This window comes from Actinoplanes sp. NPDC020271, from assembly GCF_044388125.1.
In the GTDB taxonomy this organism is placed as follows: domain Bacteria; phylum Actinomycetota; class Actinomycetes; order Mycobacteriales; family Micromonosporaceae; genus Actinoplanes.
Genome location: NZ_JBIRWQ010000012.1, coordinates 224,723 through 251,358, shown reverse-complemented (window position 1 = coordinate 251,358; position 26,636 = coordinate 224,723). Strand labels below are relative to the sequence as shown.

Genomic DNA, 26,636 nt, shown 5'->3' with positions numbered 1-26,636 from the left:
TCAAGCGGTCTGCAGTTTGTCCTTGAGCCACTGCGGATCGGGGTTGACGAATCCCTCGCCGCCGATGACCACCGTCGGCACGGTCTCGTTGCCGTCGGCGAAACCGCGGACGATCGCCGCGGCCTCCGGGTCCTTCCAGATGTCGACCCACTGCACGCGGCCGGCCTCGGAGCCGAGCCGGGCACGCAGCCGCAGACAGTACGGACAACCGGGACGCCAGTAGACGATCGGCCGGTTCCCGGCGACGGCCTCGGCCGCACGCACCCCGCGCGGGAAGACCAGAGGCGAGGTCACCACGCCCAGGACCAGGAAGACCGCCAGCAGGACGGCCGCGCCGCCGGGCGCACCCTGCGAGAATTTGAGGGCGGCGACGAGCACGCCACAGGCCGCACTGAGGAGAGCGAGACCCCACCGTCGCATCATGCGCGGAAGGTTACGCCTGTGACGTCCGGCCAGGCCGACAAGGGTGTCCGCAGGAAACAAACCATGGTTAGGGTCGGGCCATGTTCGATCTTGTGGTGCGATCCCGGCGCGCGATCCTGCCCGACGGCGAGGTCCCGGCCGCGGTCGCCGTCCAGGGCGGGAAGATCAAGAGCATTTTCCCGTACGACGTGAAAGTCGCCGCCGCCGCGGACGTCGACCTCTCCGACACCGTGCTGACACCTGGCCTCGTGGACACTCATGTGCATGTCAACGAACCAGGTCGCACCGCATGGGAAGGCTTCGCCAGCGCCACGAGAGCGGCCGCTGCCGGTGGAGTCACCACGATCATCGACATGCCGCTCAACAGTCTCCCGCCCACGGTCGACGAGCCCGCCCTGGTCGCCAAGCAGGCGGCCGCCACCGGTCAGTGCCACGTCGACGTCGGCTTCTGGGGCGGCGCGATCCCGGGCAACGCGCCCGCCCTGCCCGGGCTGCACGCGGCCGGTGTCTTCGGCTTCAAGGCCTTCCTCGCCGACTCCGGCGTCCCCGAGTTCCCGCCGGTCGACAAGGCACAGCTCGCCGCGGCGATGGATGCCGCCGACGCGCTCTTCGTCGTCCACGCCGAGGACCCGGACCATCTGCGCGACGCCGCGAGCTCGGCCGCCTACGCCGACTTCCTCTCCTCCCGGCCGTCCGCCGCGGAACACGCCGCGGTCGCCACCGCGATCGAGGTGGCCCGTGCGGCCGGGCGGCGCGTCCACATCCTGCACCTGTCGGCGGCCTCCGCGCTGCCCCTGATCGCGGCGGCGAGAGCCGACGGCGTGCGGGTCACCGCCGAGACCTGCCCGCACTACCTCACGCTCGACGCGGAGCAGATCCCGGACGGCGCGACCGAGTTCAAGTGCTGCCCGCCGATCCGTGACTCGGCCAACGCCGACCAGCTCTGGGCCGCGCTGGCCGAGGGTCTGATCACGTGCGTGGTCAGCGACCACTCGCCGTGCACGCCCGAGCTGAAACGGCAGGACACCGGCGACTTCGCGGCGGCGTGGGGCGGCATCGCGTCGGTGCAGCTGGGGCTGCCGGTGATCTGGACGTCCGCCCGGTCCCGGGGGCATTCGCCGGCCGACGTGGTGAACTGGATGGCGACCCGCCCGGCCGACCTGGTCGGGCTGCCGCAGAAGGGCCGGATCGCCGTCGGGGCGGATGCCGACCTGGTCGCGTTCGACCCGGACGCCGAGTTCGTGGTCGACGCGCACGCGTTGCATCACAAGAACCCCGTGACGCCGTACGCGGGAAAGGTCCTGAAGGGTGTCGTGCGCACCACCTGGCTGCGTGGTTCGCAGGTCACCGGCACGGCGCCGGCCGGCCGTTTTCTGACCAGGGAGAGCTGATGGAGGACTTCACCGCACTGCCCGACCTCGCGTCGCGGGCCCTCGGCGGTGGCGTGGTGCACGCCAACGACGAGTTCTTCGCGGCCGCCGACCATCTCGTGCTGCCGTCCGCGCCCGGGCACGCGCCGAAGACCTTCGACCACAAGGGCCAGGTGTACGACGGCTGGGAGACCCGCCGTCGCCGCAGTCCCGGGCACGACTTCGCGATCGTGCGGCTCGGCGCGCCCGGCGTGATCCACGGCGTCGACGTCGACACCGCGTTCTTCACCGGCAACTTCCCGCCGTTCGCGTCGATCGACGCCACCTCCCTGCCCGGCTACCCGGGGCCGGAGGAGCTGGCCGCCGCCGAGTGGGTGGAGATCCTCCCGCGCGCGGAGCTCAAGGGCGACAGCAGCAACGTGTTCCCGATCGCCGGCGGGCGACGCCGGACGCATGTCCGGTTGAACATCCACCCGGACGGGGGCGTGGCCCGGCTGCGCGTGCACGGCGAGGTCGTGCCCGACCCGGACCTGCTGCCCAAGGTCTTCGACGTCGCCGCGGCCGAGTTCGGCGGCCGGGTCGTCGACTGCAGCAACATGTTCTACGGCCATCCGCAGCGGATGCTGATGCCCGGCCTCGCGCTGAACATGGGCGACGGCTGGGAGACGTCGCGCCGCCGCGACGACGGCAACGACTGGGTGCTGGTGCAGCTCGCCGCCCCGGCCAAGCTTCGCTTCGCCGATCTGGACACCAGCCACTTCAAGGGCAACGCGCCCGGCTGGGCCCGGCTGACCGGCATCACCGCCGAGGGCGACCAGGTCGAGCTGCTGCCGCGCACCGCTCTGCGGCCGGACACCCCGCACCGGTTCGCGCTGCTCAAAGGCCCGGAGGTGACCCACGCCCGGCTCGACGTCTACCCCGACGGCGGGATGGCCCGGCTGCGTCTGCACGGTCGCGCCGATCGCGACCACCTGTGGGCGAGAATGAGGCAGTGTCTCGACTCGTGACCCTCGTGCTCGTCGACCCGGCCGGTGAGCTGCTCGGCGCGTTGCCGCCGTTCACCGTCGACAGCCCCTGGTGGCAGGAGACGGCGGAAGTGGTCGCCGCGGCCGGGGCCGAGGTCACCGTGCTGCGGCTGCTGCACGCGGACCGGCCCGCCCCGCCCGGCGGGCACGTCACCTACTTGGCCGAGACCCGGGAACGGCCGGCCGGGCTGACTCCGCTCGGCGCCGACCTGGTGCCGCACGCGCTGCGTGCGCCGTGGGCCGAGCCGGGCGGGCCGGGCGCCACCCTGGCCTGGGCCGCCGGCGTGCTGGACCGGCTCGGCTTCACCGGCGTGACCGCCGCCCAGCAGCGGACCTGGAACCTCTCCGCGATCTGGCGGATGGACGGCCCCGGCGGCCCGGTCGCCTGGCTCAAACAGGTGCCCGGGTTCTTCGCCCACGAGCCGGACGTCCTCGGCCGGGTCGCGTCGGTCGCGCCCGACCTGGTGCCGTACGTGATGGCCGCCGGCGCCGCCGGGCGGATGCTGCTCGCGCACGTCCCCGGCGACGACCGGTACGGCGCGGGTGCCGACCTCCGCGCCGCGGTCGCCGAGGCGTTCCACCCGGTGCAGGAACACTTCGCCGGCCGGCTGGACGAGTTGGCCGGGGTGCCGGACAAGCGGCTCGGCGTGGAACAGTTCGTCGACGTGGCCGCCCCCTACCTCGGCGACATCCCCGGGCTGGCCGAGCTGATCGACGGCCTGCCGGCGCGGCTCGCCGCGGTCGCCGGGTGCGGGCTGCCGGACACGCTGCTGCACGGGGACCTGCACCCCGGCAACGTGCGGACCGCCGGGACGGGCAGCCCGGTGATCGTCGACTGGGGTGACTCCGCGATCGGCAACCCGGCCTTCGACCTGCTGCGTCTCGCCGAGGGGCTGGAGTCACCGGAACCACTGGTCACGGCGTGGGCGCGGCGGTGGCGCAAGGCCGTGCCGGGCAGTGACCCGGAACGTGCCGTCGAGCTGTTGCGGCCGGTGGCGGCGTTGCAGGCGGCGGCGACGTATGCCGGGTTCCTGGCGAACATCGAGCAGTCGGAGTGGCCGTACCACGCCGGCGACGTGCCGGACCGCCTGGCCGCGGCCGCATCGGCCGCCCGCGTCTGACCTTCGGCGGCGTCACGGCGGCGGGGGCACGGGCTCCGGCGTCGTCCGGCGGGGCGGGACATCCATGGAGGTGCGTACCGTGAGGGCATGGCGGATGCTCGGCGGCACTATCTCGACCTGATCCGGCAGGACGGCGTGCGGTTGACGCCGGAACTGGCCGAGGCGTTCGGATCGGTGCCACGCGAGCGGTTCGTTCCTGACGGCTTCCACCGCCGTGACGGCGGCTGGATGACCCCGGACGACCGCGACTTCCTCACCACGGTGTACCGCAACGACGTCCTGATCACCAAGCTGAACGGTGACGTGCCGATCAGCTCGTCCAGCCAGCCGTCCCTGATGGCCATCATGCTGAGCGCGCTGGACCTGCGGCCCGGGATGCGGGTGCTCGAGATCGGCGCCGGCACCGGCTACAACGCGGCGCTGATGGCGGCCCTCGGCGCGACCGTGACCAGTGTGGACGTTCAGGCGGACGTCGCCGGCCGGGCCCGGGCGGCCCTCGACCGGGCCGGTGTCACCGGGGTACGGGTCGTCACCGGCGACGGCTATCCCGGCGACCCGGGTTCGACCTACCACCGCATCATCGTGACCGTCGGGATCGCCGGCCTCTCCCCGCACTGGTTCGAGCAGCTCACCCCGGACGGCCTGGTGATCGCCCCGGTCGAGCACGCCGGCCATCACCCGGTCCTCGCCGTGCGCCCGGGCGATCCGGTGACCGCGGCCGTGGTCTGCTCATCCGGGTTCATGGCGGCGGCCGGTCCGCTCGGGGCCCGCCACGCCGGCAGCCACCCCCGATCGGCCGGCGTCCTCCCGGAACTGGCCGAGACGGCCCCGGCCCGCTGGTCACCGCCGTTGGACACGACCGCGTACCGCGACCTCTGGTACGCGGCCGGCGCCTGGGACCGCCGTGCGACCCTCGCCACCCCCGCCAACTGGGACCAGGCTCACCTGGTCCTCCTGCACGATCCCACCCCGGCACCGCCCACCGACTCCATGACCGATACCGCGGCGAAGCCGGCCGATGACCCCGTCACCAGCGGCGCGGCGGTGCTGCCGGACGGCTCGGTCCGGGCCGGCGGCTCCGAAGCGGACCGCTGCACCGCCGCCCTTGTCACCCTGATCGACCGCTGGTCGGACCTGAACCGCCCGTCGATGCGTGACTGGCGGGTGGGCCTGGCCCTCGACGGCGACCCGGCCGCCCCGATCTGGGCCCCGCACACCTGGCACCTCGTCCCCGGCGCCCGGCACTGAGTTCGGGCAGGGTCGCCCTGGGAGGGCGCGTTTCAGGAACGGGCGCCGAGATATGTCAGGACGGCCATGACCCGCCGGTTCGTGTCGTCGGTCGGTGGCAGGCCGAGCTTGGCGAGGATGTTCCCGACGTGCTTGCCCACCGCCGTCTCGGTGACGAACAGCGCACCCGCGATCGACGAGTTCGACCGCCCTTCCGCGATCAGCGCCAGCACTTCCCGTTCCCGCGGTGACAGCCCGGCGAGCGGATCCCGCGGCCGGTGCAGCAGCCGCCGCACCACTTCCGGGTCGACGACGGTCCCGCCGGCGAGCACGGTCCGCAGCGCCGCCACGAAGTCCTCGATGTCGGCCACCCGGTCCTTGAGCAGGTAGCCCACTCCGTCGCCGGTGCCGATCAGGTCGGACGCGTACTCCTCCTGCACGTACTGGCTGAGCACCACGACCGGCAGCCCGGGCTGCCGCTGGCGCAGACGCACCGCCGCCCGCAGCCCTTCGTCACGGAAGTCGGGCGGCATCTTGATGTCGGTGATCACCAGGTCCGGCTGGTGGACGCCGACCGCCGCGATCAGGTGTTCGGCGTCGCCGACCGCGTCCGCCACGGTGAAGCCGAAGCGGCCCAGCACCCCGGTGAGCCCTTCCCGGAGCAGCACCCCGTCCTCGGCGAGCACGACCCGGGGGCGGGGAGCGGCGGCGTTCATCGCGGGCACGGCAACTCCACCCGCAGCAGCGTGGGACCACCGGCCGGGCTGGCCAGCAGCAACCGTCCGCCCGCGGCCGCCACCCGGTCGGCGAGGCCGGTCAGCCCACTGCCCATCCGCGGGTCGGCGCCGCCACTCCCGTTGTCCTCGATCTCCAGGTCGACGCGGGCGCCGTCGCCCTGGACCCGGACCCGGGCCTGGGTGGCGCGGGCGTGCTTGGCGATGTTGGTCAGGGCCTCGGCGGCCACGAAGTACGCCGTGGTCTCGATGCTCTCCGGCGGGCGGACGCCGATCGCCGCCTCGACCGTCACCGGTACCGGTGAGCTGGCCGCCAGTTCGCGCAGCGCGGCCGGCAGCCCGAGGTCGGTCAGCACCTGCGGCCGGATCCCGTGCACCAGGTCGCGCAGCACCACCATCAGCTCCTTCGCCTGGGTGTGGGCCAGCCCGAGCGGCTCGGCGGCGGGGGAGTCCGCCGGCAGGTCGAGCCGGGCCATGCCCAGGTGCAGGGTGAGACTGGTCAGCCGGTGCTGGGCGCCGTCGTGCAGGTCGCGCTCGATCCGGCGGCGTTCCGCGTCGAACGCGTCGGCGAGCCGGGCCCGGGACTGGGACACCTCGCTGAGCTGGTCGCGCAGCGGGTCACCGGCGCCGAGCAGCCGCCGCGCGAGCATCGCGTGCCCGGCGGCGAGTGCCCCGGCCAGGTAGAGCCAGACCGGGACCAGCACCAGGCCGGCCAGGGCGAGCGGCACACTCCGCGAGCCGCCGTCGATCGTGTACGTCCCGAACTGCCACACGCCCACGCCGAACGGGCTGCCGATCACCAGGAGCTGCAGGAGCAGCCCGATGAACGCGGCGAAGAAGACCGGGGGAGCCAGCACCGCGAGCACCACGGTGTAGAGCACCGCGCGCCAGGTCGCCTCGTCCCGGTACAACCCGGCGAGGTCACCGGGGCGGCGGGCGGGTCGCAGCGGGCGCGGGTCGACCAGGCGCAGGCGGCGGCGTTCCAGGGCGGCGACCGGGACGGCGACCAGCGGGGCGCCGGCGACCATCAGAGCGGTGGCGACGACCAGCAGGAACACGATCGCCGGGCTGGGCAGGTCGCCGTGCAGGATCCGGCGGGCGGAGACCAGCAGCGGTAGCAACAGCACGGCGAAGCCCAACGACAGGGGCGCGGCGACGACCGCGGTGGTGGCCAGGAACGCCGCCGAGCGCCAGGGCCAGGTGGTGAGCGGGTATCGGCGGTCCCGCAGGGCCGCGGTCAGGCTTGTGGTGGACACGAATTCACCGTAGGCAGCGGGGCGGTCGCGGCCCAGCCGGCTGACCCCCGGATCCGGGTATGGCCAGGTATACCTTTTCTCCGGGCCTCACCAGCGGCCGGCGCGACGGTCACGCCACGGCCGGCCGTCCGGGTCGTAGATCAGGTGGTACGCCGGTGTCGCCCAGAGCCGTTGCAGCCAGGGCAGCCGGCTCGTCTCGTGCGGGATCAGGCGCCCGGGTGGCCGCGGGCCCTGCCGTCCGCCGTCGACCCAGTCACGGAGGGCCTCGGCGGCGGCGTCCATCGCCCGTACCACGGAGATCGGGTCTGAAAGATCTTGATCGTCACCGTCGTCGCGGTCGAGGTGTTCGCGGGTCAGGGCGAGCCGCAGATCGCGGGGGAAACGTCGGGCGCCGTCACCCAGCCCGGCCGGGTCCACCGGCTCGCGGTCGTCGGGCGTCGCGTCGAGGATCGCGCAGGACAGCTCGCTGTCGTGGGTCCACGATCGACGGTTGAAGTTGTCGCTGCCGACGCTGCACCACACGTCGTCGACCACGCAGACCTTGGCGTGCACGTAGATCGGGGTGCCCTCGTGGTTCTCCAGGTCGAAGATGTGCACGCGGTCCGAGGCGGCGTGTCGGCACAGCTCGATGGCCTGTTCCCGGCCGACCTGGTTGGGCGGCAGCGAGAACGCGCCGTCGACGTCCGGGTGCCGCGGCACCACCGCGATCAGGTGCAGGCCGGGGTTCTCGCGCAGTGCCTCGGCGAACAGTTGCGCGACCTCCTTCGACCAGAGGTACTGATCCTCCAGGTAGATCAGCCGCCGCGCCCGCTTGATCGCCTTGGTGTAGCCGCGCGCCACGCTCTGCTCGCCGAGCGGCGCGAACGAGTACTTCGGGCGCATCGCCGGATATGTCCGCAGCACCTGCACGGTCAGCGGGCCGCACTCGGGCGGGTCCGGTGGCTGCTCGGGCAGGCGGTCGGCGTGCAGGTCGGCGCGTTTCAACCGGTCGGCGACCGTGGAGATCGGGCCGTGCTGGTCGAGCGGGGCCGGGTCGCACCAGCGCTCGCGGAACGTCAGGTCGAGCGCGCCGACGACCGGCCCGCGCAACTCCAGCTGGACGTCGTGCCAGGGCGGGGTCGGCCCGTACGCCTTCGCCATGTTCACCGCCTGCGGATCACCGTGATGATCGGCGTCGTCCCGCCGGCTGTGGCACAGGTCGATGCCACCGGCGAAGGCGACGTCGAGCTCGGGCCGCCCGGGGTGCCGCAGCACGACCAGTTTCTGGTGGTGCGAGCCGCCGCGCCGCACCCGCTGGTCGAGCAGCACCTCGCCGCCGGCCTCGCGGATCTGGTCGCCGAGGTTGCGGTTCTCCTCCTCGCTGTAGGCGAGCTTGTCCACATGGGATCGCCACAGCAGCCCCTTGACGACCACTCCGCGCCGGGCGGCCGTCGCGAACAGCTCGGCGATCGTCGGCCCGTCGTCGACCGCCAGCTCGTCCGGGTCGCCGCGCCAGTCGGTGAAGAACAGGTGGTCACCGGCTTCGAGCTTCTCCACTTCCGTGGTAAGTCGGGAGAAGTATGTTTTTCCGTGAATAAGTGATTCAGCTGTGTTTCCGCCGCACCAGGTGGGTAAATCGGTGTGCGGGTTGCCGCGTTCGGCGGCGGTCAGAAGCCAGTCCTCCGATGGCACAGGCAACCCCTCTGAGGTCGACGACGCCCTCACCGTAAGCCCCCCGACCGCCGCACGCACTTTCTACGCGATCATCGCGTCCCCTTTGCGGAGGAGCATCTCATGAGCAGCGAGCCGCTGACCACCACCCCTGTGCCGGAAACCGCCGAGTCCGCCGAGACCGGCCTGCTCGTCACCATGCTGCTGCTGGTGCTGCTGGGCACCGCCGCGATCCTGTTCATGTCCTGACCCTGGCCGACCGGATCCCGAGAACGGTCGGGGTGGGTGAGCCACCCTCGCCGAACCTCTCCAGTGCCAGCCCCGCCTCCAGGAAGGCGTGCAGCAACTCCGGCAACGGCCAGTGGCTCGCGCCGACCTTGTCGCGCACGCCCTGATCGGTCCATGAGTCACGTGTCCAGTGCCCGTCCCGATAACCAGGCCGGATGACGATCGCCGCCTGCTCAGCACGATCGGCGAAGCCACCGCAGAAGGCCGGGTGCACCCCGATGTGAACGAATGCGCCGCCCGGCCGCAGCACCCGGGCGGCCTCGCGCACCACGGCCGGATATTCCGGCATGTCGGTGTGGGCCAGCACGGTGACGACCGCGTCGAGCGAGCCGTCCCGCACCGGCAGGCGGGCGGCGTCGGCCCGGGCCGTCGGCAGCCGGCCGGCGGCGTGCCGCAGCATCCCGGCCGACAGGTCCACCCCGATCACGGTCCAGCCCAGGCCGCGGATGGCCGGCGCGTTCGCCCCGGTGCCGCACCCGATCTCCAGGCAGCGGCCCTCGCCCGGCCCGAGCAGCGTCGCCAGCAGATGACGGATGTCGAGCGGATCCTCGGCCGCGGTGCGCGGGCGGAACTCGTGCTCGTACCAGTCCGCGATCTCGTCGTAGGCGGCTCTCATCCCAGCACCCACTCGTCGTCGCGGATCAGGTCGACCGTCCCTTTCGGACCGGTGCCGGTCACGGTGATCCCGGCGCCGCCGACCACCACGTCGGTGTGCACGCCCGAGGTGTTCAACCCCAGCGCGGCGCGCTGCTCCGCACTCATCGCCACCCCGCCCGGGACCGCGAACGGGAAGCTCTGCCCCCAGGCCACGTGGCAGCCCGCGTTCTCGTCGAAGAGCGTGTTGTGGAAGATGATCCCGGTCTGCGCGATCCGGCTGTCCCGGTCGACCAGCGACACCTCGCCCAGGTAACGCGCGCCCTCGTCGGTGGCGAGCTGCGCCTCGACGATGTCGGCGCCCTCGTCGGCGGCGACCGTGGTGATCCGCCCGCCCTCGAACGTCAGCCGCAGCCCGGTGACCAGGCGCCCGGCGAGCACCAGCGGCTTGGTCACCCGCAGCACGCCGTCGGCCCGGCTGCGGTCGGGGCTGGTGAACACCTCCTCGGTGGGGATGTTCGGCATGTACGCCACCCCGGCGTCGTCCACCATCCCGCCCCCGGTCCAGTGGCAGCCGGGGATCAGCCCGACCGTCAGATCGGTGCCGTCGCCCTGATAGCGGACCTCGGTCAGCTCCAGCGCGTCGAGGGCCGCCCCGCGCTCGGCGAGGGTGGCGGCCCGCTGCTGCCAGGCGGTGACCGGATCCTCCTCGTCCAGCCGCATCGCGGTGCCGACCGCCTGCCACAGCCGATCCAGGTCGGGCTCGCCGAAGACCTGGGTGGCCCAGCCCCGGTTGGGGGCGCCGACCACCGTCCAGCGGAGCTTGCCGATCACCGCGTCGCGTCGCGCGAAGGACTCCTCCACCCGCCTCGCCGCGGCCCGGGCCGGGTCGGCGCCGTCGAGCACGTGCGGGTCGGCGTCACCGGCCAGGGTGATCCAGGCGGTGCCCTGCTCGGCCCACTCGCGGGTGCGCTGCAGCGCCCAGGGCCGGCTGGCGCGCAGCTGGTCCAGGCTCGCGTGGTCGACCTCGGAACGGCGCATCGGGCCGTCGGACCAGATCGGCTCGACCCAGGCGGCGCCGGCCGCGTAGGCGGCCTCGACGACCGCACGGGCGATCTCCAGGTGGGCGGTGTCGGTGTTGAGGACGACGCCCTGCCCGGGCTGGACGTTGACCCCGGCCCGGACGACGACGTGGGCAAAACGCTCGATCCAATCCATGCCCCGAGCCTAGAACGCGCGGACGTCAACCGGGGTTGACGTGTGGATGATGTCAACGTAGGTTGACGATATGACCGAGGCAACCGACCTCGCCGCCGCCGCGAGCAGCGCCGACCCCCGGGTCGGCCTGCGCGCGGTGGTGGCGCTGCGCCGCCTGCTGGAGGGCCTCGAGCACCTCCAGGTGGCCAACGCCCGTAAGAAGGGCTGGTCCTGGCAGGAGATCGCCGACGCACTCGAGGTGACCCGCCAGGGCGTACACAAGAAACATGCCCGCCTGATGCCGATGACCGACCCGCGGGAGGGTTGAGATGTTCGAGAGATTCACCCAGGGGGCCCGGGCCGTCGTGGTCGGCGCCAAGGACGAGGCCCGTGAGCTCGGCCATCCGGTGATCGGGACCGAGCACCTGCTGCTCGCGCTGCTCACCGTCGACAGCGGCGCGGGCGTCGTGCTGCGCCAGGCCGGCGTGGACCGCGAGGCGGTGCGCGCCGCGGTCGTCGAGCACGTCGGTGACCACGGCGACGAGGCGGTCGCGGCCGACCGCGACGCCGAGGACGCGGCGGCCCTCAAGGCGATCGGCATCGACCTGGACGCGGTCCGGGCGGCGATCGAGGAGAACTTCGGCGCCGGCGCGCTCAATCTGCGGCCTGTTCCGAAGAAGCGGGGGATCTTCGGGAAGCGTCCGGCGGGCGGCGGCGGGCACACGCCGTTCTCCAACCGGAACAAGAAGGTGCTGGAGCTGTCCCTGCGTGAGGCGCTGCGGCTGAAGCACAAGTTCATCGCGCCGGAACACATCATGCTCGGCGTGATCCGCGAGGGTAAGGGCCTGGCCATGCAGATCCTCGCCGAACAGCGGGTCGACGCCGACCGCCTGCGTGCCGATCTGGCCCGCTCGCTGGAGGCGGGCGCGGTCACCTGAGCTTGAGGCGCATCCCCGGTTCCGCACTGCGCCGGAACCCCAGCGACTCGTAGAGCGGCTCGCCGCCGGCCGACGCGCGCAGGTCGACGGCGTGCACCCCACGTTCCCGGAACCACTCGATCAGAGCGGTCATGCAGGCGCGGGAAAATCCGCGCCGGCGCATGTCCGGATCAGTCACCACGTTGTAGACATAACCCACCAAACCCGATCGGTTGTACGGGTTCCCGAGCCGCAGATCCACGTTCCCGAGAGCGCAGGCAGCGAGCCCACCCCCGCCCGGCCGGTCGACCACGAACGCGCCCAGGGACGGGTCCGCCCGCCCGAGCTGATCGAGAAGCGTCCGGCGGGCGGGTTCACGCCAGTCGTCGTTCCACCCCGTCTGCTCGAAACTGCGCAGCATGACGGCACGGAGCCGGACGAGCTCGTCGGCGTCGGCGGGAGTGGCGGGGCGGGCGGTCACTCCCGGAACGGTAGTCATCCGGCTCGTGACCGGCCCGCCATTTTCCGTCAGTCGGTGTGCGGCAGCCGCGTCGCCGGGACCGTGCCGAGCCGGCCCTTCTGGAAGTCCTCGAAGGCCTGCTGCAACTCCGCCTTGGTGTTCATGACGAACGGCCCGTAGTGCACGACCGGCTCGCGGATCGGCTGCCCGCCCATGATGAACAGGTCCAGCTCGGTCTTCGCCTCGACGCGGATCGCGTCGCCCGCGCCGAACGTCGCCAGCTGACCGAGTTTGATCGGCCGCATGTCGGTGCCGGCCCAGCCCTCCCCGGACAGCGCGTAGACCAGCGCGTTGTACGACGGCTGCCACGGCAGGTCGAGCCGCGCGCCCGGCTGCATCGTCACGTGGGCCAGGTTGATCGGCGTGAACGTCGAGCCGGGACCCTCGTGGCCGGCCACCGAGCCGGCGATGATGCGGATCAGGGCGCCACCGTCCGGCGTCGTGAGCAGCCCGGCCGCCTTGCCCCGGATGTCCTGGTACTTCGGGTCGATCATCTTGGCGGCGCGCGGCAGGTTCACCCAGAGCTGCAGGCCGTGGAAGAGGCCGCCGCTGGTGACCAGGTGCTCCGGCGGCGCCTCGATGTGCAGGATGCCGGACCCGGCGGTCATCCACTGGGTGTCGCTGTTGGTGATCGAGCCGCCACCACCGAGCGAGTCCTGGTGGTCCATGATCCCGTCGATCATGTACGTGACCGTTTCGAATCCCCGGTGCGGGTGCCACGGGGTGCCTTTCGGCTCGCCCGGCGCGTAGTCGACCTCGCCCATCTGGTCCAGGTGGATGAAGGGGTCGAGCTCGGACAGCGGCACACCCGCGAACGCGCGCCGGACCGGGAAGCCCTCACCCTCGTAGCCACTCGGGGCGGTCGTCAGGCGGCGCACCGGACGGAACTCCGTCACGACCGGGTCCAGCTTCGGCAGCCGCGGCAGAACAAGGACGTCATCGACGGTGATTGCAGGCATTTCGAGCCCTCCTGACTTCAGTGCTGTCAGCCTAGCTCTTTCAAATCTGAAAGACCAGGACTTCACTTCAAATCTGAAGAATTAGTGACCCGCGTCATCGCCCGGGGGCACAAACACGGGAGACGCGCAGGCTCGTCGTCTACATGATCAAGCCCGGCAAGGGCTGCCAGGCGGTTCGGGGCGACCGGACCAAGGCGCCGGCGAGGACGGTAACGACGTCCTCTACGGCGGCAACGGCAGCGACCGGGTGAGCGGCTACGCGGGCAACGACTACCTCTACGGCGGCAACGGCAGCGACACCCTGATCGGCGGCCTCGGCCGGGACCGCATCCACGGCGGCGCCGGCAAGGACAAGATCACCCGTGATCCCGGCGTGCCGAGGCGCTCACTCGACGAGTGGGGGCCTCACCCTTTGCGGATCTTGGCGAAGGCCCGGCCGATGACGGCCAGTTCCTCCTCGTCGAGGTGATCGATGAAACTCCTGCGGACGGTCTCGAGGTGGGCCGGGGCGGCCTCACGCAGCGCGTTCAGCCCCTGCTCGGTGAGCACGGCCTCGAAGCCGCGCTTGTCGTCGGGACAGCTCACCTTCTCGACCAGACCGCGTTTGATCATGGAGCTGATCTGATAGGTGACCCGGCTCGGCGAGAAGACCATGCGGTTGGCCAGCTCACCCATCCGGATCCGCCGCCCCGGTGCCTCGGCCAGCGCGACCAGGACGTGGTAATCGTTCATGCTCAGCCCGGTCGCGGCGCGCAACTCGTCCTCGAGCGTCGTGTGCAGCGCCCACGAGCTCTCGATGAAGCTGCGCCAGTGCTGCATCTGGGTTCCACTGAGCGGTTCGGCCATGCGCCCGAGAATACTCCTTAAAATCTTAAACTTAAAATCTTAAAAATCATCTCGTACGTCTCAACGGAGTCCCGTGGACGGGCGCGAGCGAGCGCCCGATCGACGTGCTTGCTCCGCCCTCGCTGCGAGGCCGGGCCGCGGTCGCCGGTGCCGCGAGGTGCGTGCTCACGACCTAGGCCACCGCTGCAAGACCTGGTCGCCGTCGCCGGTGCCGCGGGGTGCGTGTTCACGACCTCGGCCACCGCTGCGAGACCTGGTCGCCGTCGCCGTCGCCGGTGCTGCGGGGCGCATGCTCACGACGTACCGGCAAATCGAAGAAACCCCGAGCCCGGCGGACCCGGACCGGAAAGCGAAAAGCCGGCCCCCCGGGGCCGGCTTTTTCCGCAGTGTCCGCCTTCACCCGAAGGCCGGCCGCCGTGCGCTCGACGGCCGTTGCTCCCGCATCGTCAGAACGAACCGAACCGCTCGAAAGCGGGCAGTGACCCGAGGGAAACCGTCAGCTCGACCGGGTGGTGCACCGGCGCGGCAACCGTGAAGCGAGCGCCGAACGGGTCGCGCAGCTCGGCGAACTCGGTCAGCCCGGCCTCGGCCGGCTCGGCGATCAGCGCGCCGCCGAGTCGCTCGCAGCGGTCCACCGCCGCATTGATGTCCTCGACCTGGAAGGCGGTCCGCCACCAGGCCCCGCGGTAACCCGCGGCCAGGCCGGCGATGGCGTCGTGAGCCTGGTTGAGCCACTCGCCGACGCCGAAGTCGTGGCGCAGCAGCCAGCCGAACGCGGAGCCGTAGAACAGCGCCGCGGCGTTCGGGTCGTCCGTGATCAGTTCCGGCCACGACATGGTGCCCGGCTCGCCACCGGCCTGCGCACCCTGGAAGTCGGCCGGCTCCCACAGCCCCAGCACCGCACCAGCCGGGTCGGTGATGATCGCGCGGCGGCCGCCGTGCGCCTCGGCCGGGTGGCTCAGGCAGGAGCCGCCGGCCAGCGCGACCTGTTCCAGCGTCTCGTCGAGATCGGGCGTGCTGAGGTGGGTCAGCCACCCGTCCGGCCGGTCGGCCTGGCTACGGGTGAGACCCGCGACGGCCCGCCCGCCGAGCTTGAAGCGATCACCGGCCGACTCCCAGCCGAACAACTCTCCGTAGAACTGTGCCGCTCGCGCAGGGTCCGCGCTCGCCAACTCCACCCAGTTGGGTGTCAGTGGTGCATAGCCTCTGATCCGCATGTGCCGCTCCAGTATGGACGTCCCCAGTTGCTTGAGCACTCTACGGCACTGATAACGCTTCGTCACCACCGGACGGTTCATTGTCCGGTTTAGAGCAGAATTAAACTACTAACCGTAGTTGGGCAAGTGACTCGGGTGATCCTCGCCGACCGATATGCCCATATGTGAATCGCTGCCGAATTCGGGCGCTCTCCCGGCTCGCATCGAGAGCACGCGTTGTCACTCTCTGTTGAGCAACATCTCGAACCACACGGTGGAGCCACGGACCGTGGGATCGGTGCCCCACGAGTCGCTCAACTCCTCGATCAGGCCGAGCCCGCGACCACGGCTGGCCAGAGTGTCCGCCCGGGCCCGGATCACGCTGCCCCGGGTGCCGGTGTCGGCCACCGAGACCAGCAGCCGTTCCGCGTTCAGGTCGATGTGCACCTGCGCCGGAGTGCCCGCGTGCAGCAGCGCGTTGGTGGTCAGCTCACTGGTGCACAGGATCGCGGCGCCGATCACCGGCTCCGGGACCTGCCACTCGCGCAGCCGGGTGCTCATCCACTGCCGCACCCGGCTCGGGCCGGTCGGCTCGGCCGCCACGTGCATCGTCGCGGCCCGGCTCATCGCCAGCGCGTGCTCGACCGCGAGCACCGCCACGTCGTCGTCGGTGGTGCCCTCGACCGCGGCGGTGGCCAGCGAGCACATGTTCCGCGGATCGCCGCTGGCCGACCCGGCCGCCGCGGCGACCAGGGCGTCCAGCCCCTCGTTGAGCGGGTGACCGCGTCGCTCGACCACCCCGTCGCTGTACATCAGGATCGTGTCGCCCGGCTCCAGCACCAGCGAACCGGTCTGCCAGCGGCCACCCAGCCCGAGCGGGGCGCCCGGTGGCACCTTCACCAGCTCGGCGCTGGCCGGCTCGCCGCCCAGGCCGGCCCGGCGGAGCACCGGCGGCGGATGCCCGGCGCTGGACAGGGTCACCGAACCGTCCGACGGGTCGAGCACGCCGTAGACGACGGTCACGAAGATCTCCTCGTTGCGCGACTCGGCGCCCAGCGAACCGACCAGCCGGTCCAGCCCGGCGAGCACGCTCGGCGGGGCCGGATCGGTCAGCGCGAGCGCCCGCAGCGCCGCCCGGACCTGGCCCATCACCGCCGCCGCGCGCACGTCGTGCCCGGCCACGTCGCCCAGCACCATGGCCAGCCGCCCGTCGGAGAGCCGGAACGCGTCGTAGAAGTCGCCACCGGCCGCGTTCCCGTCGACACCCACGTCGTAGCGGGCGGCGATGCGGAACGTGTCCAGCTCGGGCAGGTGCTCCGGCAGCATGCTGCGCTGCAGCAACTGGGCGGTGCCGTGCTGCGCCTCGAAGCGGCGGGCCCGTTCCGCGGCCTGGGCGACCAGCTCGGCGGCGGCCCGCAGCAGCGCGCGCTCGGCCGGGAGCCAGACGTGGGCCCGGCGGAAACCCATGGTCAGGGCGCCCCGCACGGATGCGGTGCGCAGCGGGAGCGCGGCCAGCGAACGCACCCGCCGCTCGTGCCTGTCCTGCGCGACCGCGGCCAGCGGCTCACCGTCGGCGACGAACGTCGCGCGGCCCGTCTCGGCCGCCGCGACCAGGGGCGCCGCATGATCGGGAGGGATCCGCCGCCAGACCGGGGGCAGGCGCTCGTCCGCCTCGTCGAGCATCTCGCCCCGGATCCGGCGGACGAAGCGGTAGGAACTGCCGTCGTCGACCGCGAGCACGCAATGATCGAGATCAAAGGAGGCCATCGCGTACGTCAGGACGACGCGCGTGACATCGTCGATCGTCAGCGCCCCGGCCAGGCGGGCGGTCAGCTCGCCGAGACTCTGCAACCGGTGCACCACCTGAGTGGTCTCGGCCGCGACGGTCAGCACGCCGGCGATCGCGCCCCGCAAGTCGCGCACCACCGAGTGCCCGCGGGTGTAGAAGGCCGGATCGGCCCCGCCCGGCCGCAGCGTCACCTGACTCTCCGGCTCCAGCACCGGCTGGCCGGTGCGGAACACGCGGCCGATCACGTCACTCATCCCGGGCTGGTCCCAGGCCTCGCCGAACGCCTCCGCGGCCGGGCAGCCCAGCGCGATCGGATGCCGGCCGCCCAGCACTTCCGCGTAGGCGTCGTTGTAGAGCACCAGGCACTCGGGGCCGGCCAGCAACATCATCGGAACCGGCGACTCGAGCAGGAGGTCGACGGCGGCGCGCACCGAGGGATCCCAGCCACCGATCGCGCCCAACGACGTGCGCGACCAGTCGAAGGCACGCACCAGAGCCGCGCATCCCTTCGCACCCGCGGACTGCACGGGCAGCGTGGAGACCGCTGGCGGGCGTGCCGCTCCCGAGCCGACCATGCGGAAAGCCTATCCCGTGTGGGCCGTTTGTACGATGCCGCACCGGCCGTCCGTCCGAATCTTGACGGTGTGCGAAGAACCGCCCCCGCCCTGCGTCACGGTAGGTGATCGTCCGCTGCTACCTGCGTGTTCCTTGATCATTTATAGTCGCCGCCGTGAGCGAACGGCCGCGTGACATGGGGCAACCACTTCCGATCCGGGTGCCCGGGCAGAACGCCGACACGCCGATCGAGGACGTGCTCGCCGAACGACGCTGGGCCGAGCTCGACGGCTGGTCACAGACCGCCGAGACGATCACGATGCCCGCGGTCACGCCCGACCCGTACCCGGTCGCCCCGAGGCGGCGGCTGGTGGTGGCGGCCTCCGAGGTGATCACCGAGACGCCGTCATCCGCACTTCACGAACATTCCGACCTTTCCCGTACGCCGTCGGCACGCGCCTCCTCTACACCGTCGGCTTCCGGCTCCGCTAGGTCGTCGGCTTCCGGCTCCGCTAGGTCGTCGGCGTCCGGCTCCTTTCCGTCGTCAGCGGCCGACGACGGGCGGTCCGCTCGCCTCTCACCACGCCGGGTGGCCGTTCTCGCGGGTGCCGGGCTGGCCGTGCTGCTGCTCGGCGGGGTCGCCTTCGGGCTGGGCGGCGGTGACGACGCACCGGTGGTGGCGACCGTTCCGGCCGCGGCCGGCGCCGTGACCACCGTTCCCGACGAGCACCCGGTACCGACCGTGGACCCGGTCGCCTCGGTGTCCGTACCGGCAAACGGCTCGGCCTCGCCGACGCCGAGCCGGTCGGCCGGCCCGTCGGCCTCGGCGTCCACGAGTGCGATGCCGATGATCACGATCGGGCACGGCTCGCGACCGATCATCGTCACGCCCGGTGCCGGCCCGACCGGCGAGACGCCCGAGCCGGAGCCGTCACTGTCGGCGGTCTACAGCTACGACGACACCCGGTACGCAGGCTCGGTGCACGTCGTGAACAGCGGGAAAGGTGCGGCCAGGGACTGGACCGTGACACTGACCGTGGCCGGCGGGGAAACGGTCTCGGTCAGCTCGGGTGCGGTGGCGGTGTCCCAGTCCGGGTCCTCGGTGACGTTCCGGCCGACCGGCGGGACCGTGGCGGCGGGCGGATCGGTGAGCTTCGGTTTCTCGCTGGCGGGAGAGCCGGAGAGCGCGCCGGTCGGGTGCGCGGTCGACGGGGTCGCCTGCTCCTGACGATTCGCCTCCCCTGTCGTCAACGGTCAACTTTCGTGCTGCTTCCTTCCTTGACCGGGCTGCTCCGCGGTGGTCGTCGTTCGCCGGCGCGAGGTTTTGTCGGAGGCGGGTGATACACCCGAGTCCTAAGGTTCGTGGGAACTGACGAGACCGGAGGGCATCGGATGACCGGCGACGGCTTGAGCCGTGGACTCAGCGACATGTGGCGATCCCTGGTGCTCAATGTGCCAGTCGCGCTGGCCTTCCTGGCCGTGCTGCTGCTCGGCTGGCTGCTGGCCCGCCTGGTCCGCACGATCACGGCGAAGGCGTTGCGCCGCGTCGGGCTGGACCGGGCCGTCGAGCGCGGCACAGCCGGCCGCCTGCTGCGCGGCACCGACCCGGTCGCCCTCCTGGCCCGGCTCGCCTACTGGGCCGTGCTGCTGATCGCGCTGCAACTCGCGTTCGGCCTCTGGGGTCCGAACCAGGTGAGCACGCTGCTCAACGCCCTCATCGCCTGGCTGCCACAGGCCTTCGTCGCGATCGTGATCGTGGTGGTCGCGGTGGCGGTCGCCGGCGCCGCCCACGACCTGATCCGCAACGCGCTGGGCGACCTGGGCTACGCGCGGATCATCGCCAAGGTGGTCGCCGCCGTGATCGTCACCCTCGGCGTGATCGCCGGGCTCGACCAGGTCGGCATCGCCACCTCGGTCACCCGCCCGCTGCTGATCACCGTCCTGGTCACCGTCGCCGGAGTGATCATCGTGGGCGTCGGCGGCGGCCTGATCCGCCCCATGCAGCAGCGCTGGGAGGGCTGGCTCGACCGCGCCGCGGTGGAGTCCGCCGCCATCCGCGAGCAGGCCCGCGCCTACTCGGAGGAACGCGCCCGCCAGGCCGCCGCCCGCGCGGAAGAGGAACGCCGCGCCGAGGAGGCTCGCAAGGCGGAGGAAGCGCGTCGCGCCGAGGAGGCCCGCCGGGCGGAAGAGGCTCGTCTGGCCGAGGAGGCCCGCCGGGCGGAAGAGGCGCGTCGCGCCGAGGAGGCCCGCCGGGCGGAAGAGGCTCGTCTGGCCAAGGAGGCCCGCCGGGCGGAAGAGGCTCGTCTGGCCGAGGAAGCCCGCAAGGCGGAAGAGGCCCGCAAGGCGGAGGAAGCTCGGCAGGCCGAGGAGCGGCGCCGGGCCGAGGAAGCGCGCCGTGCCGAAGAAGCCCGGCGGGCCGAGGAGCGGCGCCGGGCCGAAGAAGCAAGTCGCGCCGAAGAGCGCCGTAAGGCCGAGGCCCGTCGCTCGGAGGAGCAGCGCCGCGCCGAGGAGGCCCGGCAGGCTGAGGAGAAGCGGCGGACCGAGGAAGCACGACGGGCCGAGATCGAACGCGCCGCCCGAGCCACCGCCGAACGCCGCGCCCCGGGCGATCGGTGGGCCGACTCCAGTGGGCGTGCCGATGACCGGCACCGGGCCACCGGCCTGTCCGAGCCGGAGGACGAGGCGACCCAGGTGATCACCCCGCCGGAGGAGGATGCGCTCCACTTCATCCCCGGCTTCGGCCACGACGACACCGCGCCGGGCATCTCGTCCGACCGTGGTTCCAGGCCGGGGGCCGACCCGGGATCACGGTCGGGTTCAGGGGAGACCACGGTGCTCACCCCGGGCATGCGGCCGGCGGCCGGCTCCTCCGGCGACAAGGACGCCGGTGCGGTTCCGGGAACCGGTGCTGCGGACCCGGAACACCAGGTGACCGCAGGCCCGGGCACGCCCTCGGAGCACTCCGACGACAGCGAGACGACCCTGCCCAACGCGCTGACCGGGGACGAGACCGCGGTGATCACGCACGAGCCGGAGGGGGAGACCACGGTCATCACGCAAAGGCCGGAGGACGAGACGACGACTGTCCTCGGTTCGCCGCGGTCGGACAAGGCCGCAGCCGATGACGAGGAGCGGACGCAGGTGGTCCAGCACCCGGACTCCACCGGCCCGGAAAGCGGGGCAGCGAAGAGTTGAGGAGCGGATCCGGGGGCGCGCAGCGAAAGTTGACGAGCGGATCCGGGGGCGCGCAGCGAAAAATTGAGGAGCGGACCCGGGGGCGCGCAACGAAAAGTTGAGGAGCGGACCCGGGCGCGCGGGAAAGCTGAGGGCCGGCGCCCACGGTGCGGCGCCGGCCCTGTTCGGCGGCTGGTGACTACCTACCTGCCCTTGCTGCGGTGCTGATGGGCCGAAGCGACCTCATCGGTTCACGGCTGGGCTGATGAACGGTCTGAAGGAGGTCGGCCGACGGCCGCGACGTCAGCGAGCGGCGGGGAGGGTGCGGGCCAGCTCGCAGACGGCGAGGAGGCGGCGCAGCACCCAGTCGTTCTCGGACCAGTCGATCTCACCCTCGGGCGCTACCCAGCCGTGCTGGAAGGCGGCGTCGCGGACACCCTCGGCGTACGCGGCGAGCAGGATCGCGGTCAGCGGGCGCGTGTCGGCGTTCAGGCTGTCACGGACACCGGCGGCGTGCTGGTCGATCACCGACATGAGGCCCGGCGACGACTGGGCTGCGGCGAGACCGCTGACGCCGACGGCGGCGGTGAGGTCCGCGAGCGAGGCGTGCGCGGAACGGAGGGCGGCGCGGGCGGCGGAGTTGTTGAACAGGCCATTCATGAGAAGAAAGTTACGGACGCCGGGGTGACGAACGATTCTCCGTTCTGGTGCAGCTCGGTTGACACCCACCGCCCCCGGCCGACCCTCCCCGCTGCGCCTCCAAGTGGCCGATACACCGCGAATCCCCAGGCCGCGGCCCCGGCTGTCCCGCCAGGGTGCTTCGGGCCGTCGGAGGTGGCGCTGAGCACCGGTCAACGTTGCCCGGTCGGCGGTGAGGGGTGCTTCGGGCTGTCGGAGGCAGCGCTGTGGCCCAGTCGGTGTTGTTCGGCTGGTGGTGCGGGGGGTGCTGCGGCTCGGCGGAAAAGTGGGGAGGGGTGGGAGGACGTTCGGGAGGGAGGGGAGCGGGGTACGACAGGCAGAAGTTTCGAGGAAGGGGACGGGTGTCATGGCGGGGGCGGCGAACGGTGAGGTCGGCGGAGTGTCACGGGCAGGGGACGGCAACCCCGGGAACGGCGGGCCGGATGAGGGGCATCGGCGGCCGGACGGGCTTGACGACGTGACGGTGCAGGCGCTCGGGAAGTTGAGTGAGGCGCTGGAGACGGTGGAGCGGGTGCGCGGACACCTGTACTCGCTGCATCAGCTCACCGGGACCGCGGACTTCATGCTCGACGAGGCAGTGTCGCTGTTCATGCAGGGTGGGCACACCGAGATCGCCGAGCGGATCGAGCGGGAGCTGATCGGGCGCAACGTGATTCCGGGGCGCTGGACCTTCCAGATCGTCGAGGAGTTCGACGACGGGTACTACAGCGAGTTCCGGCACGTGGAACGGGATGCGCGGGAGGAGCTTGCCGGGGGACGCCGGCACCTCTACGAGGCCGAGCTCAAGGAACGTCGCCGCACTCACGGCCGCCACGGGCACGAGGCGTTGCCCGGCTGACCGCCAGGAGCTGGCATCGGGCCGCCCGCCACGGGCACGAGGCGTTGCCCGGCTGACCGCCAGGAGCTGGCATCGGGCCGCCCGCCACGGGCACGAGGCGCTGCCCGGCCCGGACAGCGCCCAGCACGACCAGCCTGAGACGGTGAGCCGCGCGGCGAACCGACCCGGACTGACCTTGCGGCGCCGATCGGGCGTGGCGCAGAGAATTCCATGTGGCCGTCCCGGCGGCACGGGGCCGGATAGGCCGCTGCGACCCCAGCCGGGTAGCGCGTGGACGCCCGGTGGGTAAGCGCTGCGACCACCGCCTGCGGCACAGGGTGGACGCGCCCAGGATTACTCCGGGTAGTCGGCCGGCGAGGGGCGGCGACGCTGGGCGTCGTCGGCGATGATGACCGTTGCCACCACGAGGGCGACGACGACGGCGAAGAACCAAGAGGCGTCTTCGATGAGCTTCGCGGCCAGCGGGGCCTGGAAAGCGGCTAGGAGGAAGCCCACCCAGGCGAGGCGGCGCTGACGTTCAGACAGGAATCCGGCAGATCGCACCCGGAAATTCTGGCGCGATAAGTCCGTTGTGCCGTCACCCGTTCGGCCGATTCTGCGTTGTCCGATGGTGCCCTCAGCATTGCGTCCGTCCCGCTCAACAGCTGCCATGATCGGAGTATCCGCGCTGGTGGGAGCGGTTATGGCCGGTTCGGCGCATCAGTCGGCCCCGGTGACGGTTCCGCCACCGGGGGTGACCGAGCTGGTGGCGTCGGGTCCACTGCTGGATCGGAGCGGTGCCTGGCTCACGGTGACCGACGCGGCGAGCCGGGTGCAGGTGCTGACGGCGGCTCTGCCGGGGCTGCTCTACCGGGTCAGTGCGGCGGCGGACGCGGGGGTCGCGCCGGTCGTCACCCGGCGCGGCGGCCGGGTCTCGGTGAGTTTGCGGGCTACCGGGAGTGACGGTCTCGATGAGGTACGCATCGTGCTGAACCGGGACGTCCGCTGGGACATCCGGTTGCCGGCCGGGGCAGGCGAGCAGCAGCTGAATCTGCGGGACGGCCGGGTGAGCCGGGTCGAGCTGGGCGCTTCGGGGCTGGCCGAGGTCGGGCTGCCGGAGCCGGACGGCACGATGCCGGTGACGTTCACCGGCGGGGTCGGTACCGCGGTGCTGACCGCCGCGGCGTCGCCGGCCTGCGCGGTTCCGTGCCGGCGGCGGGTGCGGCCGGCCGCGCCGTTCCGGATCCGGCTGGACCGGGGCGCCGGGTCGGTCGTCACCCCGTGGGTGGTGAACAACGGGACGCCTGCGGGCGGGGTCCTCCAGGAGGACGGCTGGCGCCGGGCCGCTGATCGGTACGAGGTCCGCGCGGCGGCCGGGATGGGCAGTGTGATCCTGCGCCGGGGCGTGCCGGGCCGGCCGCGAACACGCTGATCACTGGGGTCCGCTGGGTCCCACGGTGCTGGGCCGCACGTCGTCGCCCGGCTGGTTGCCGGTGTCGTTGTCGTTCGGCTCGTTCTGCCCGTCGGTGTCCCACGTCGCCATGGCCTGCTTGAGCTCGCTCAGTGGCAGTTTCTCTTCGTCGCGCCACGCGCCTTCGGATCGATCACTCATGACTTCCGCGTACCCGGGGGACGGCTCGCGAAACGACGCCGGCCCGGGTGGGTGACGGACTTCGGAGCGCGGCTCACGACGTACGCGCGAAGGGGGTGAAAAAATGACGGCCGCCCCGGAGGGCGGCCGTCGTGGGATGACGAAGTGATCATGCGCCGGGCCGGTCGACCTGGCCGCGCCACGCGCCGGTGGTGATGCCGCCGCGGCTCTCGATGAACTCTTTGAAGCGGTGCAGGTCGCCCTTGATCCGGCGGTCGACGATGCCGAGTTTGTCGCCGGCGATCTCGACGAGGCCCTGCGGGTCGAAGTCGATCTGGACCGTGACCCGGGTGTGCGTGTCGTCGAGGCGGTGGAACGTGACGACCCCGGCCTGCTTCTCGCCCTCGGTGGCGGTCCAGGCGACGCGCTCGTCCGGGAGCTGCTCGGTGATCTGCGCGTCGAACTCGCGCTCGATCCCGGCGATCTTGGTCTTCCAGTGCGTGTGGGTGTCGTCCAGCTGCTTGATCTCCTCCACGCCCTCCATGAAGCGCGGGAACTCCTCGAATTGGGTCCACTGGTCGTAACAGGTGCGGACCGGGACGTTGACGTCAACGAACTCGGTGACCGTGCTCACGCGGTTCCTCCTTCACTCGCATGCCATGCGTCGGCGGTGTTCTCGAACGTCCGGCCCTCGGGCAGCGACATGATCCGCCGCAGGACGTCGTCGGGAGCGTTCATGCCGCGCGCCGAGGCCTCCAGCGCGGCGCGGTCGCCCGGGAAGGCGCTCCGGCCGAGGAAGCTCCCGAACCGGCTCAGCGCCTCGCCCTGGGCGCTGCCCACGCCGTCCGGGATGCCGCGGCCGAAGTCGCCGTTGGGTGCGATGGTGACCCGCGGCTGGTCCTCGCCGGGTGGCTCGGGCGTGTGCCATTCGTCGGCGCGGCCACCCGCGACTCCCTGAATGCTGCCCCGCACCTCCTGGGCCATCTGCTCGTCGAGCACCGTGCCGTGTTTGCTGTTTCCCCGTTCCATGATTGCGGGGTGCCCTCGCCGTCAGGGGCTAAACGTGGCTAACGTGCGAATGTGGACATGGTTGATGCGGTGATCGTCGGGGCTGGGCACAACGGATTGGTGGCAGCGAATCTGCTGGCCGACGCGGGGTGGTCGGTCCGGGTGCTGGAGGCGACGGGTGACCCCGGTGGGGCGGTGCGATCCGGCGAGATCACCGCACCCGGTTACCTGTCGGACCTGTTCAGCGCGTTCTACCCGCTCGGTTTCGCCTCGCCGGTGCTGCGCGAGCTGGAGCTGGAGCGGTTCGGCCTGAGCTGGGCCCACGCGCCGAACGTTTTCAGTCATCTGCTGCCTGACGGGCGCGCCGCCACGGTCAGTCGGGACCTGCGGGCGACGATGGCGTCGATGGAGGCGTTCGCGCCCGGCGACGGCGAGAAATGGCTTTCGGCGTACGAGGACTGGTCCGCTGTCTCGGGTCGCATGCTCGAGGCGATCCTGCGGCCGTTCCCGCCGGTCCGGGCCGGGCTCGGTCTCGTCCGGCAGCTGGGCACGGGTGAGACGCTGCGGCTGGCGCGCCGGCTCGTGCTCTCCGCGCGTGAGCTGGGTTCGGAGCTGTTCGCCGGTGAGGGCGCGCAGGTGCTGCTGGCCGGCTGCGCGCTGCACACCGACCTGTCACCGGAGGAGGCGGGCGGTGGCGTCTACGGCTGGCTGCTCTCCATGCTCGGGCAGGAGGTCGGCTGGCCGGTGCCGGTCGGCGGAGCCGGGAAACTCACGTCCGCCCTGGTCGACCGGCTGCGTTCACGGGGCGGGGAGATCGTCTACCGGGCGCCGGTGAGCCGGGTCCTGGTCGCGCGCGGGCGGGCGATGGGCGTCCGGACGGCGGACGGGCGGGACTGGCGGGCGCGCCGGGCGGTGATCGCCGACGTGCCGGCCCCGGCGCTCCTGCTCGACCTGGTCGACGAGCGCTGGCTGCCCGGGCGGATGCTGGAGGACCTCGCCCACTTCCGCTGGGACGGGGCGACGGTGAAGGTCGACTGGGCGCTCAACGGCCGGATCCCGTGGAAGAACCCGGAGGTCGCCGGCTCCGGCACGGTGCACCTGGGCGCGGATCTGAACGGCCTGACGCGGTACGCCGCGAAGATCGCCACCGGGGCCGTCCCGGACCACCCGTTCCTGCTCTTCGGGCAGATGACGACGGCTGATCGTTCCCGGTCACCGGAGGGGACGGAGAGCGCCTGGGCGTACACCCACCTGCCGCACCGGCGCGACTGGCCCGCCGACGAGATCGCGGCGCACGTCGAGCGGATGGAGGCGGTCGTCGAGGAGCAGGCGCCGGGGTTCCGCGCCTCGGTCGTGGGGCGGCACGTGTTCGCCCCCGGGGACCTGGAACGGGAGAACCCGTCGCTGGTCGGTGGTGCGCTCGGCGGGGGCACCTCGGCCGCGTTCCAGCAGCTGTTCTTCCGGCCGATCCCGGGGCTGGGACGGGCCGACACACCGGTCGACCGGCTGTACCTGGGCAGCTCGTCGGCGCACCCGGGCGGCGGGGTGCACGGGGCGCCGGGGGCGAACGCGGCGCGGGCGGCGCTGGCCCGGGACCGCGGGATCAGCGGCGACGCGTATCGACTGGTGATCGGCGGGCTGCAGCGGGCCATCTACCGGTAGGCGGGCAGCGCGCGTCGC

General features: G+C 72.1%; 29 protein-coding genes. 13 read left to right on the top strand and 16 right to left on the bottom strand.

Annotation, left to right across the window (positions count from 1 at the left end):
• On the bottom strand, window positions 1-423 hold the full coding sequence (locus ACH442_RS26300; protein ID WP_396340762.1) for a glutaredoxin domain-containing protein: 423 nt from the start codon (window positions 421-423) through the stop codon (window positions 1-3).
• An 80-nt stretch (window positions 424-503) separates the two neighbouring features.
• On the opposite strand from ACH442_RS26300, the gene allB reads away from it, so the two are divergent.
• The 4 genes from allB to ACH442_RS26280 all read left to right on the top strand — a co-directional run bounded on the left by allB (window position 504) and on the right by ACH442_RS26280 (window position 5,187).
• Window positions 504-1,814 carry an allantoinase AllB gene (allB, locus tag ACH442_RS26295; RefSeq protein ID WP_396340761.1) on the top strand — a complete coding sequence of 437 codons (1,311 nt, stop codon included), beginning with the start codon at window positions 504-506 and terminating at the stop codon, window positions 1,812-1,814.
• On the top strand, window positions 1,814-2,800 hold the full coding sequence (gene alc / locus ACH442_RS26290; protein ID WP_396340760.1) for an allantoicase: 987 nt from the start codon (window positions 1,814-1,816) through the stop codon (window positions 2,798-2,800). Before allB ends, alc begins: the two co-directional genes overlap by 1 nt.
• The gene (locus tag ACH442_RS26285; RefSeq protein ID WP_396340759.1) at window positions 2,785-3,939 is read left to right on the top strand and encodes a phosphotransferase; all 1,155 of its coding nucleotides are present in this window, start codon (window positions 2,785-2,787) and stop codon (window positions 3,937-3,939) included. Before alc ends, ACH442_RS26285 begins: the two co-directional genes overlap by 16 nt.
• Before the next feature lie 87 nt (window positions 3,940-4,026).
• Window positions 4,027-5,187, top strand: coding sequence for a protein-L-isoaspartate O-methyltransferase (locus ACH442_RS26280; protein ID WP_396340758.1), 1,161 nt, complete (start codon window positions 4,027-4,029; stop codon window positions 5,185-5,187).
• 32 nt (window positions 5,188-5,219) lie between these two features.
• On the opposite strand, the gene ACH442_RS26275 is transcribed toward ACH442_RS26280, so the two are convergent.
• The 3 genes from ACH442_RS26275 to ACH442_RS26265 all read right to left on the bottom strand — a co-directional run bounded on the left by ACH442_RS26275 (window position 5,220) and on the right by ACH442_RS26265 (window position 8,827).
• Window positions 5,220-5,882 carry a response regulator gene (locus ACH442_RS26275; protein ID WP_396340781.1) on the bottom strand — a complete coding sequence of 221 codons (663 nt, stop codon included), beginning with the start codon at window positions 5,880-5,882 and terminating at the stop codon, window positions 5,220-5,222.
• Window positions 5,879-7,156: a sensor domain-containing protein gene (locus ACH442_RS26270; protein ID WP_396340757.1), complete on the bottom strand. Its 1,278-nt coding sequence runs from the start codon at window positions 7,154-7,156 to the stop codon at window positions 5,879-5,881. Before ACH442_RS26270 ends, ACH442_RS26275 begins: the two co-directional genes overlap by 4 nt.
• 87 nt (window positions 7,157-7,243) lie before the next feature.
• Window positions 7,244-8,827, bottom strand: a complete 1,584-nt coding sequence (locus tag ACH442_RS26265) for a phospholipase D family protein (protein ID WP_396340756.1) — start codon at window positions 8,825-8,827, stop codon at window positions 7,244-7,246.
• 102 nt (window positions 8,828-8,929) lie between these two features.
• On the opposite strand from ACH442_RS26265, the gene ACH442_RS26260 reads away from it, so the two are divergent.
• Window positions 8,930-9,055, top strand: a complete 126-nt coding sequence (locus ACH442_RS26260) for a hypothetical protein (protein ID WP_396340755.1) — start codon at window positions 8,930-8,932, stop codon at window positions 9,053-9,055.
• On the opposite strand, the gene ACH442_RS26255 is transcribed toward ACH442_RS26260, so the two are convergent.
• A complete protein-coding gene (locus tag ACH442_RS26255) occupies window positions 9,045-9,710 on the bottom strand; it encodes a class I SAM-dependent methyltransferase (protein ID WP_396340754.1) in 666 nt (221 codons plus the stop codon). The two genes, ACH442_RS26260 and ACH442_RS26255, sit on opposite strands and share 11 nt — an antisense overlap.
• Window positions 9,707-10,906 carry an aminopeptidase gene (locus tag ACH442_RS26250; protein WP_396340753.1) on the bottom strand — a complete coding sequence of 400 codons (1,200 nt, stop codon included), beginning with the start codon at window positions 10,904-10,906 and terminating at the stop codon, window positions 9,707-9,709. Before ACH442_RS26250 ends, ACH442_RS26255 begins: the two co-directional genes overlap by 4 nt.
• Window positions 10,907-10,976: 70 nt before the next feature.
• Here ACH442_RS26250 and ACH442_RS26245 point away from each other — a divergent pair, with 70 nt between their 5' ends.
• Together ACH442_RS26245 and ACH442_RS26240 are read left to right on the top strand one after the other, a co-directional pair.
• A complete protein-coding gene (locus ACH442_RS26245; RefSeq protein ID WP_396340752.1) occupies window positions 10,977-11,213 on the top strand; it encodes a helix-turn-helix domain-containing protein in 237 nt (78 codons plus the stop codon).
• Window position 11,214: 1 nt separating this feature from the next.
• Window positions 11,215-11,823, top strand: coding sequence for a Clp protease N-terminal domain-containing protein (locus ACH442_RS26240; RefSeq protein WP_396340751.1), 609 nt, complete (start codon window positions 11,215-11,217; stop codon window positions 11,821-11,823).
• Here the strand turns inward: ACH442_RS26240 and ACH442_RS26235 are convergent.
• Window positions 11,816-12,283: a GNAT family N-acetyltransferase gene (locus ACH442_RS26235; protein WP_396340750.1), complete on the bottom strand. Its 468-nt coding sequence runs from the start codon at window positions 12,281-12,283 to the stop codon at window positions 11,816-11,818. The genes ACH442_RS26240 and ACH442_RS26235 overlap by 8 nt on opposite strands.
• A 47-nt stretch (window positions 12,284-12,330) precedes the next feature.
• The gene (locus ACH442_RS26230; RefSeq protein WP_396340749.1) at window positions 12,331-13,281 is read right to left on the bottom strand and encodes a pirin family protein; all 951 of its coding nucleotides are present in this window, start codon (window positions 13,279-13,281) and stop codon (window positions 12,331-12,333) included.
• 163 nt (window positions 13,282-13,444) lie between these two features.
• Here ACH442_RS26230 and ACH442_RS26225 point away from each other — a divergent pair, with 163 nt between their 5' ends.
• Window positions 13,445-13,750 carry a hypothetical protein gene (locus tag ACH442_RS26225; RefSeq protein WP_396340780.1) on the top strand — a complete coding sequence of 102 codons (306 nt, stop codon included), beginning with the start codon at window positions 13,445-13,447 and terminating at the stop codon, window positions 13,748-13,750.
• Here the strand turns inward: ACH442_RS26225 and ACH442_RS26220 are convergent.
• From ACH442_RS26220 to ACH442_RS26210, 3 genes are all read right to left on the bottom strand, one after another.
• Window positions 13,687-14,127, bottom strand: a complete 441-nt coding sequence (locus tag ACH442_RS26220; protein ID WP_396340748.1) for a MarR family winged helix-turn-helix transcriptional regulator — start codon at window positions 14,125-14,127, stop codon at window positions 13,687-13,689. The genes ACH442_RS26225 and ACH442_RS26220 overlap by 64 nt on opposite strands.
• 446 nt (window positions 14,128-14,573) lie before the next feature.
• The gene (locus ACH442_RS26215; protein WP_396340747.1) at window positions 14,574-15,344 is read right to left on the bottom strand and encodes a VOC family protein; all 771 of its coding nucleotides are present in this window, start codon (window positions 15,342-15,344) and stop codon (window positions 14,574-14,576) included.
• Between the two features lie 219 nt (window positions 15,345-15,563).
• The gene (locus ACH442_RS26210; RefSeq protein ID WP_396340746.1) at window positions 15,564-17,687 is read right to left on the bottom strand and encodes a SpoIIE family protein phosphatase; all 2,124 of its coding nucleotides are present in this window, start codon (window positions 17,685-17,687) and stop codon (window positions 15,564-15,566) included.
• Window positions 17,688-17,842: 155 nt separating this feature from the next.
• Here ACH442_RS26210 and ACH442_RS26205 point away from each other — a divergent pair, with 155 nt between their 5' ends.
• Both ACH442_RS26205 and ACH442_RS26200 read left to right on the top strand, forming a co-directional pair.
• Window positions 17,843-18,895: a cellulose binding domain-containing protein gene (locus tag ACH442_RS26205; protein ID WP_396340745.1), complete on the top strand. Its 1,053-nt coding sequence runs from the start codon at window positions 17,843-17,845 to the stop codon at window positions 18,893-18,895.
• 200 nt (window positions 18,896-19,095) lie between these two features.
• Entirely contained in the window at window positions 19,096-20,862 is a 1,767-nt protein-coding gene (locus tag ACH442_RS26200) for a hypothetical protein (RefSeq protein ID WP_396340744.1), read from the top strand.
• Between the two features lie 282 nt (window positions 20,863-21,144).
• On the opposite strand, the gene ACH442_RS26195 is transcribed toward ACH442_RS26200, so the two are convergent.
• Window positions 21,145-21,501: a DUF6401 family natural product biosynthesis protein gene (locus tag ACH442_RS26195; RefSeq protein ID WP_396340743.1), complete on the bottom strand. Its 357-nt coding sequence runs from the start codon at window positions 21,499-21,501 to the stop codon at window positions 21,145-21,147.
• Between the two features lie 418 nt (window positions 21,502-21,919).
• Between ACH442_RS26195 and ACH442_RS26190 the strand changes: the two genes are divergently transcribed.
• Window positions 21,920-22,378, top strand: coding sequence for a hypothetical protein (locus ACH442_RS26190; RefSeq protein ID WP_396340742.1), 459 nt, complete (start codon window positions 21,920-21,922; stop codon window positions 22,376-22,378).
• Window positions 22,379-22,711: 333 nt separating this feature from the next.
• Here the strand turns inward: ACH442_RS26190 and ACH442_RS26185 are convergent, their stop codons facing one another.
• A complete protein-coding gene (locus tag ACH442_RS26185) occupies window positions 22,712-23,029 on the bottom strand; it encodes a hypothetical protein (RefSeq protein ID WP_396340741.1) in 318 nt (105 codons plus the stop codon).
• A gap of 31 nt (window positions 23,030-23,060) precedes the next feature.
• Between ACH442_RS26185 and ACH442_RS26180 the strand changes: the two genes are divergently transcribed.
• Window positions 23,061-23,789 carry a hypothetical protein gene (locus ACH442_RS26180; RefSeq protein ID WP_396340740.1) on the top strand — a complete coding sequence of 243 codons (729 nt, stop codon included), beginning with the start codon at window positions 23,061-23,063 and terminating at the stop codon, window positions 23,787-23,789.
• Here the strand turns inward: ACH442_RS26180 and ACH442_RS26175 are convergent, their stop codons facing one another.
• The 3 genes from ACH442_RS26175 to ACH442_RS26165 all read right to left on the bottom strand — a co-directional run bounded on the left by ACH442_RS26175 (window position 23,790) and on the right by ACH442_RS26165 (window position 24,977).
• Window positions 23,790-23,969 (bottom strand): hypothetical protein, encoded by a 180-nt coding sequence (locus tag ACH442_RS26175; RefSeq protein ID WP_396340739.1) that lies wholly within the window; start codon window positions 23,967-23,969, stop codon window positions 23,790-23,792.
• Window positions 23,970-24,117: 148 nt separating this feature from the next.
• Window positions 24,118-24,582 carry an SRPBCC family protein gene (locus tag ACH442_RS26170; RefSeq protein ID WP_396340738.1) on the bottom strand — a complete coding sequence of 155 codons (465 nt, stop codon included), beginning with the start codon at window positions 24,580-24,582 and terminating at the stop codon, window positions 24,118-24,120.
• The gene (locus tag ACH442_RS26165; protein WP_396340737.1) at window positions 24,579-24,977 is read right to left on the bottom strand and encodes a DUF2795 domain-containing protein; all 399 of its coding nucleotides are present in this window, start codon (window positions 24,975-24,977) and stop codon (window positions 24,579-24,581) included. Before ACH442_RS26165 ends, ACH442_RS26170 begins: the two co-directional genes overlap by 4 nt.
• A gap of 57 nt (window positions 24,978-25,034) precedes the next feature.
• Between ACH442_RS26165 and ACH442_RS26160 the strand changes: the two genes are divergently transcribed.
• Window positions 25,035-26,618, top strand: a complete 1,584-nt coding sequence (locus tag ACH442_RS26160; RefSeq protein ID WP_396340779.1) for a phytoene desaturase family protein — start codon at window positions 25,035-25,037, stop codon at window positions 26,616-26,618.
• Window positions 26,619-26,636: the final 18 nt, after the last annotated feature.

What these genes read in the sequence shown, in the direction of transcription:
- ACH442_RS26300 (WP_396340762.1), bottom strand. Translation starts at nt 423, where the DNA reads ATGATGCGACGGTGGGGTCTCGCTCTCCTCAGTGCGGCCTGTGGCGTG.
- allB (WP_396340761.1), top strand. Translation starts at nt 504, where the DNA reads ATGTTCGATCTTGTGGTGCGATCCCGGCGCGCGATCCTGCCCGACGGC.
- alc (WP_396340760.1), top strand. Translation starts at nt 1,814, where the DNA reads ATGGAGGACTTCACCGCACTGCCCGACCTCGCGTCGCGGGCCCTCGGC.
- ACH442_RS26280 (WP_396340758.1), top strand. Translation starts at nt 4,027, where the DNA reads ATGGCGGATGCTCGGCGGCACTATCTCGACCTGATCCGGCAGGACGGC.
- ACH442_RS26275 (WP_396340781.1), bottom strand. Translation starts at nt 5,882, where the DNA reads ATGAACGCCGCCGCTCCCCGCCCCCGGGTCGTGCTCGCCGAGGACGGG.
- ACH442_RS26260 (WP_396340755.1), top strand. Translation starts at nt 8,930, where the DNA reads ATGAGCAGCGAGCCGCTGACCACCACCCCTGTGCCGGAAACCGCCGAG.
- ACH442_RS26255 (WP_396340754.1), bottom strand. Translation starts at nt 9,710, where the DNA reads ATGAGAGCCGCCTACGACGAGATCGCGGACTGGTACGAGCACGAGTTC.
- ACH442_RS26250 (WP_396340753.1), bottom strand. Translation starts at nt 10,906, where the DNA reads ATGGATTGGATCGAGCGTTTTGCCCACGTCGTCGTCCGGGCCGGGGTC.
- ACH442_RS26245 (WP_396340752.1), top strand. Translation starts at nt 10,977, where the DNA reads ATGACCGAGGCAACCGACCTCGCCGCCGCCGCGAGCAGCGCCGACCCC.
- ACH442_RS26240 (WP_396340751.1), top strand. Translation starts at nt 11,215, where the DNA reads ATGTTCGAGAGATTCACCCAGGGGGCCCGGGCCGTCGTGGTCGGCGCC.
- ACH442_RS26230 (WP_396340749.1), bottom strand. Translation starts at nt 13,281, where the DNA reads ATGCCTGCAATCACCGTCGATGACGTCCTTGTTCTGCCGCGGCTGCCG.
- ACH442_RS26220 (WP_396340748.1), bottom strand. Translation starts at nt 14,127, where the DNA reads ATGGCCGAACCGCTCAGTGGAACCCAGATGCAGCACTGGCGCAGCTTC.
- ACH442_RS26215 (WP_396340747.1), bottom strand. Translation starts at nt 15,344, where the DNA reads ATGCGGATCAGAGGCTATGCACCACTGACACCCAACTGGGTGGAGTTG.
- ACH442_RS26210 (WP_396340746.1), bottom strand. Translation starts at nt 17,687, where the DNA reads ATGGTCGGCTCGGGAGCGGCACGCCCGCCAGCGGTCTCCACGCTGCCC.
- ACH442_RS26200 (WP_396340744.1), top strand. Translation starts at nt 19,096, where the DNA reads ATGTGGCGATCCCTGGTGCTCAATGTGCCAGTCGCGCTGGCCTTCCTG.
- ACH442_RS26195 (WP_396340743.1), bottom strand. Translation starts at nt 21,501, where the DNA reads ATGAATGGCCTGTTCAACAACTCCGCCGCCCGCGCCGCCCTCCGTTCC.
- ACH442_RS26185 (WP_396340741.1), bottom strand. Translation starts at nt 23,029, where the DNA reads ATGGCAGCTGTTGAGCGGGACGGACGCAATGCTGAGGGCACCATCGGA.
- ACH442_RS26180 (WP_396340740.1), top strand. Translation starts at nt 23,061, where the DNA reads ATGGCCGGTTCGGCGCATCAGTCGGCCCCGGTGACGGTTCCGCCACCG.
- ACH442_RS26175 (WP_396340739.1), bottom strand. Translation starts at nt 23,969, where the DNA reads ATGAGTGATCGATCCGAAGGCGCGTGGCGCGACGAAGAGAAACTGCCA.
- ACH442_RS26165 (WP_396340737.1), bottom strand. Translation starts at nt 24,977, where the DNA reads ATGGAACGGGGAAACAGCAAACACGGCACGGTGCTCGACGAGCAGATG.
- ACH442_RS26160 (WP_396340779.1), top strand. Translation starts at nt 25,035, where the DNA reads ATGGTTGATGCGGTGATCGTCGGGGCTGGGCACAACGGATTGGTGGCA.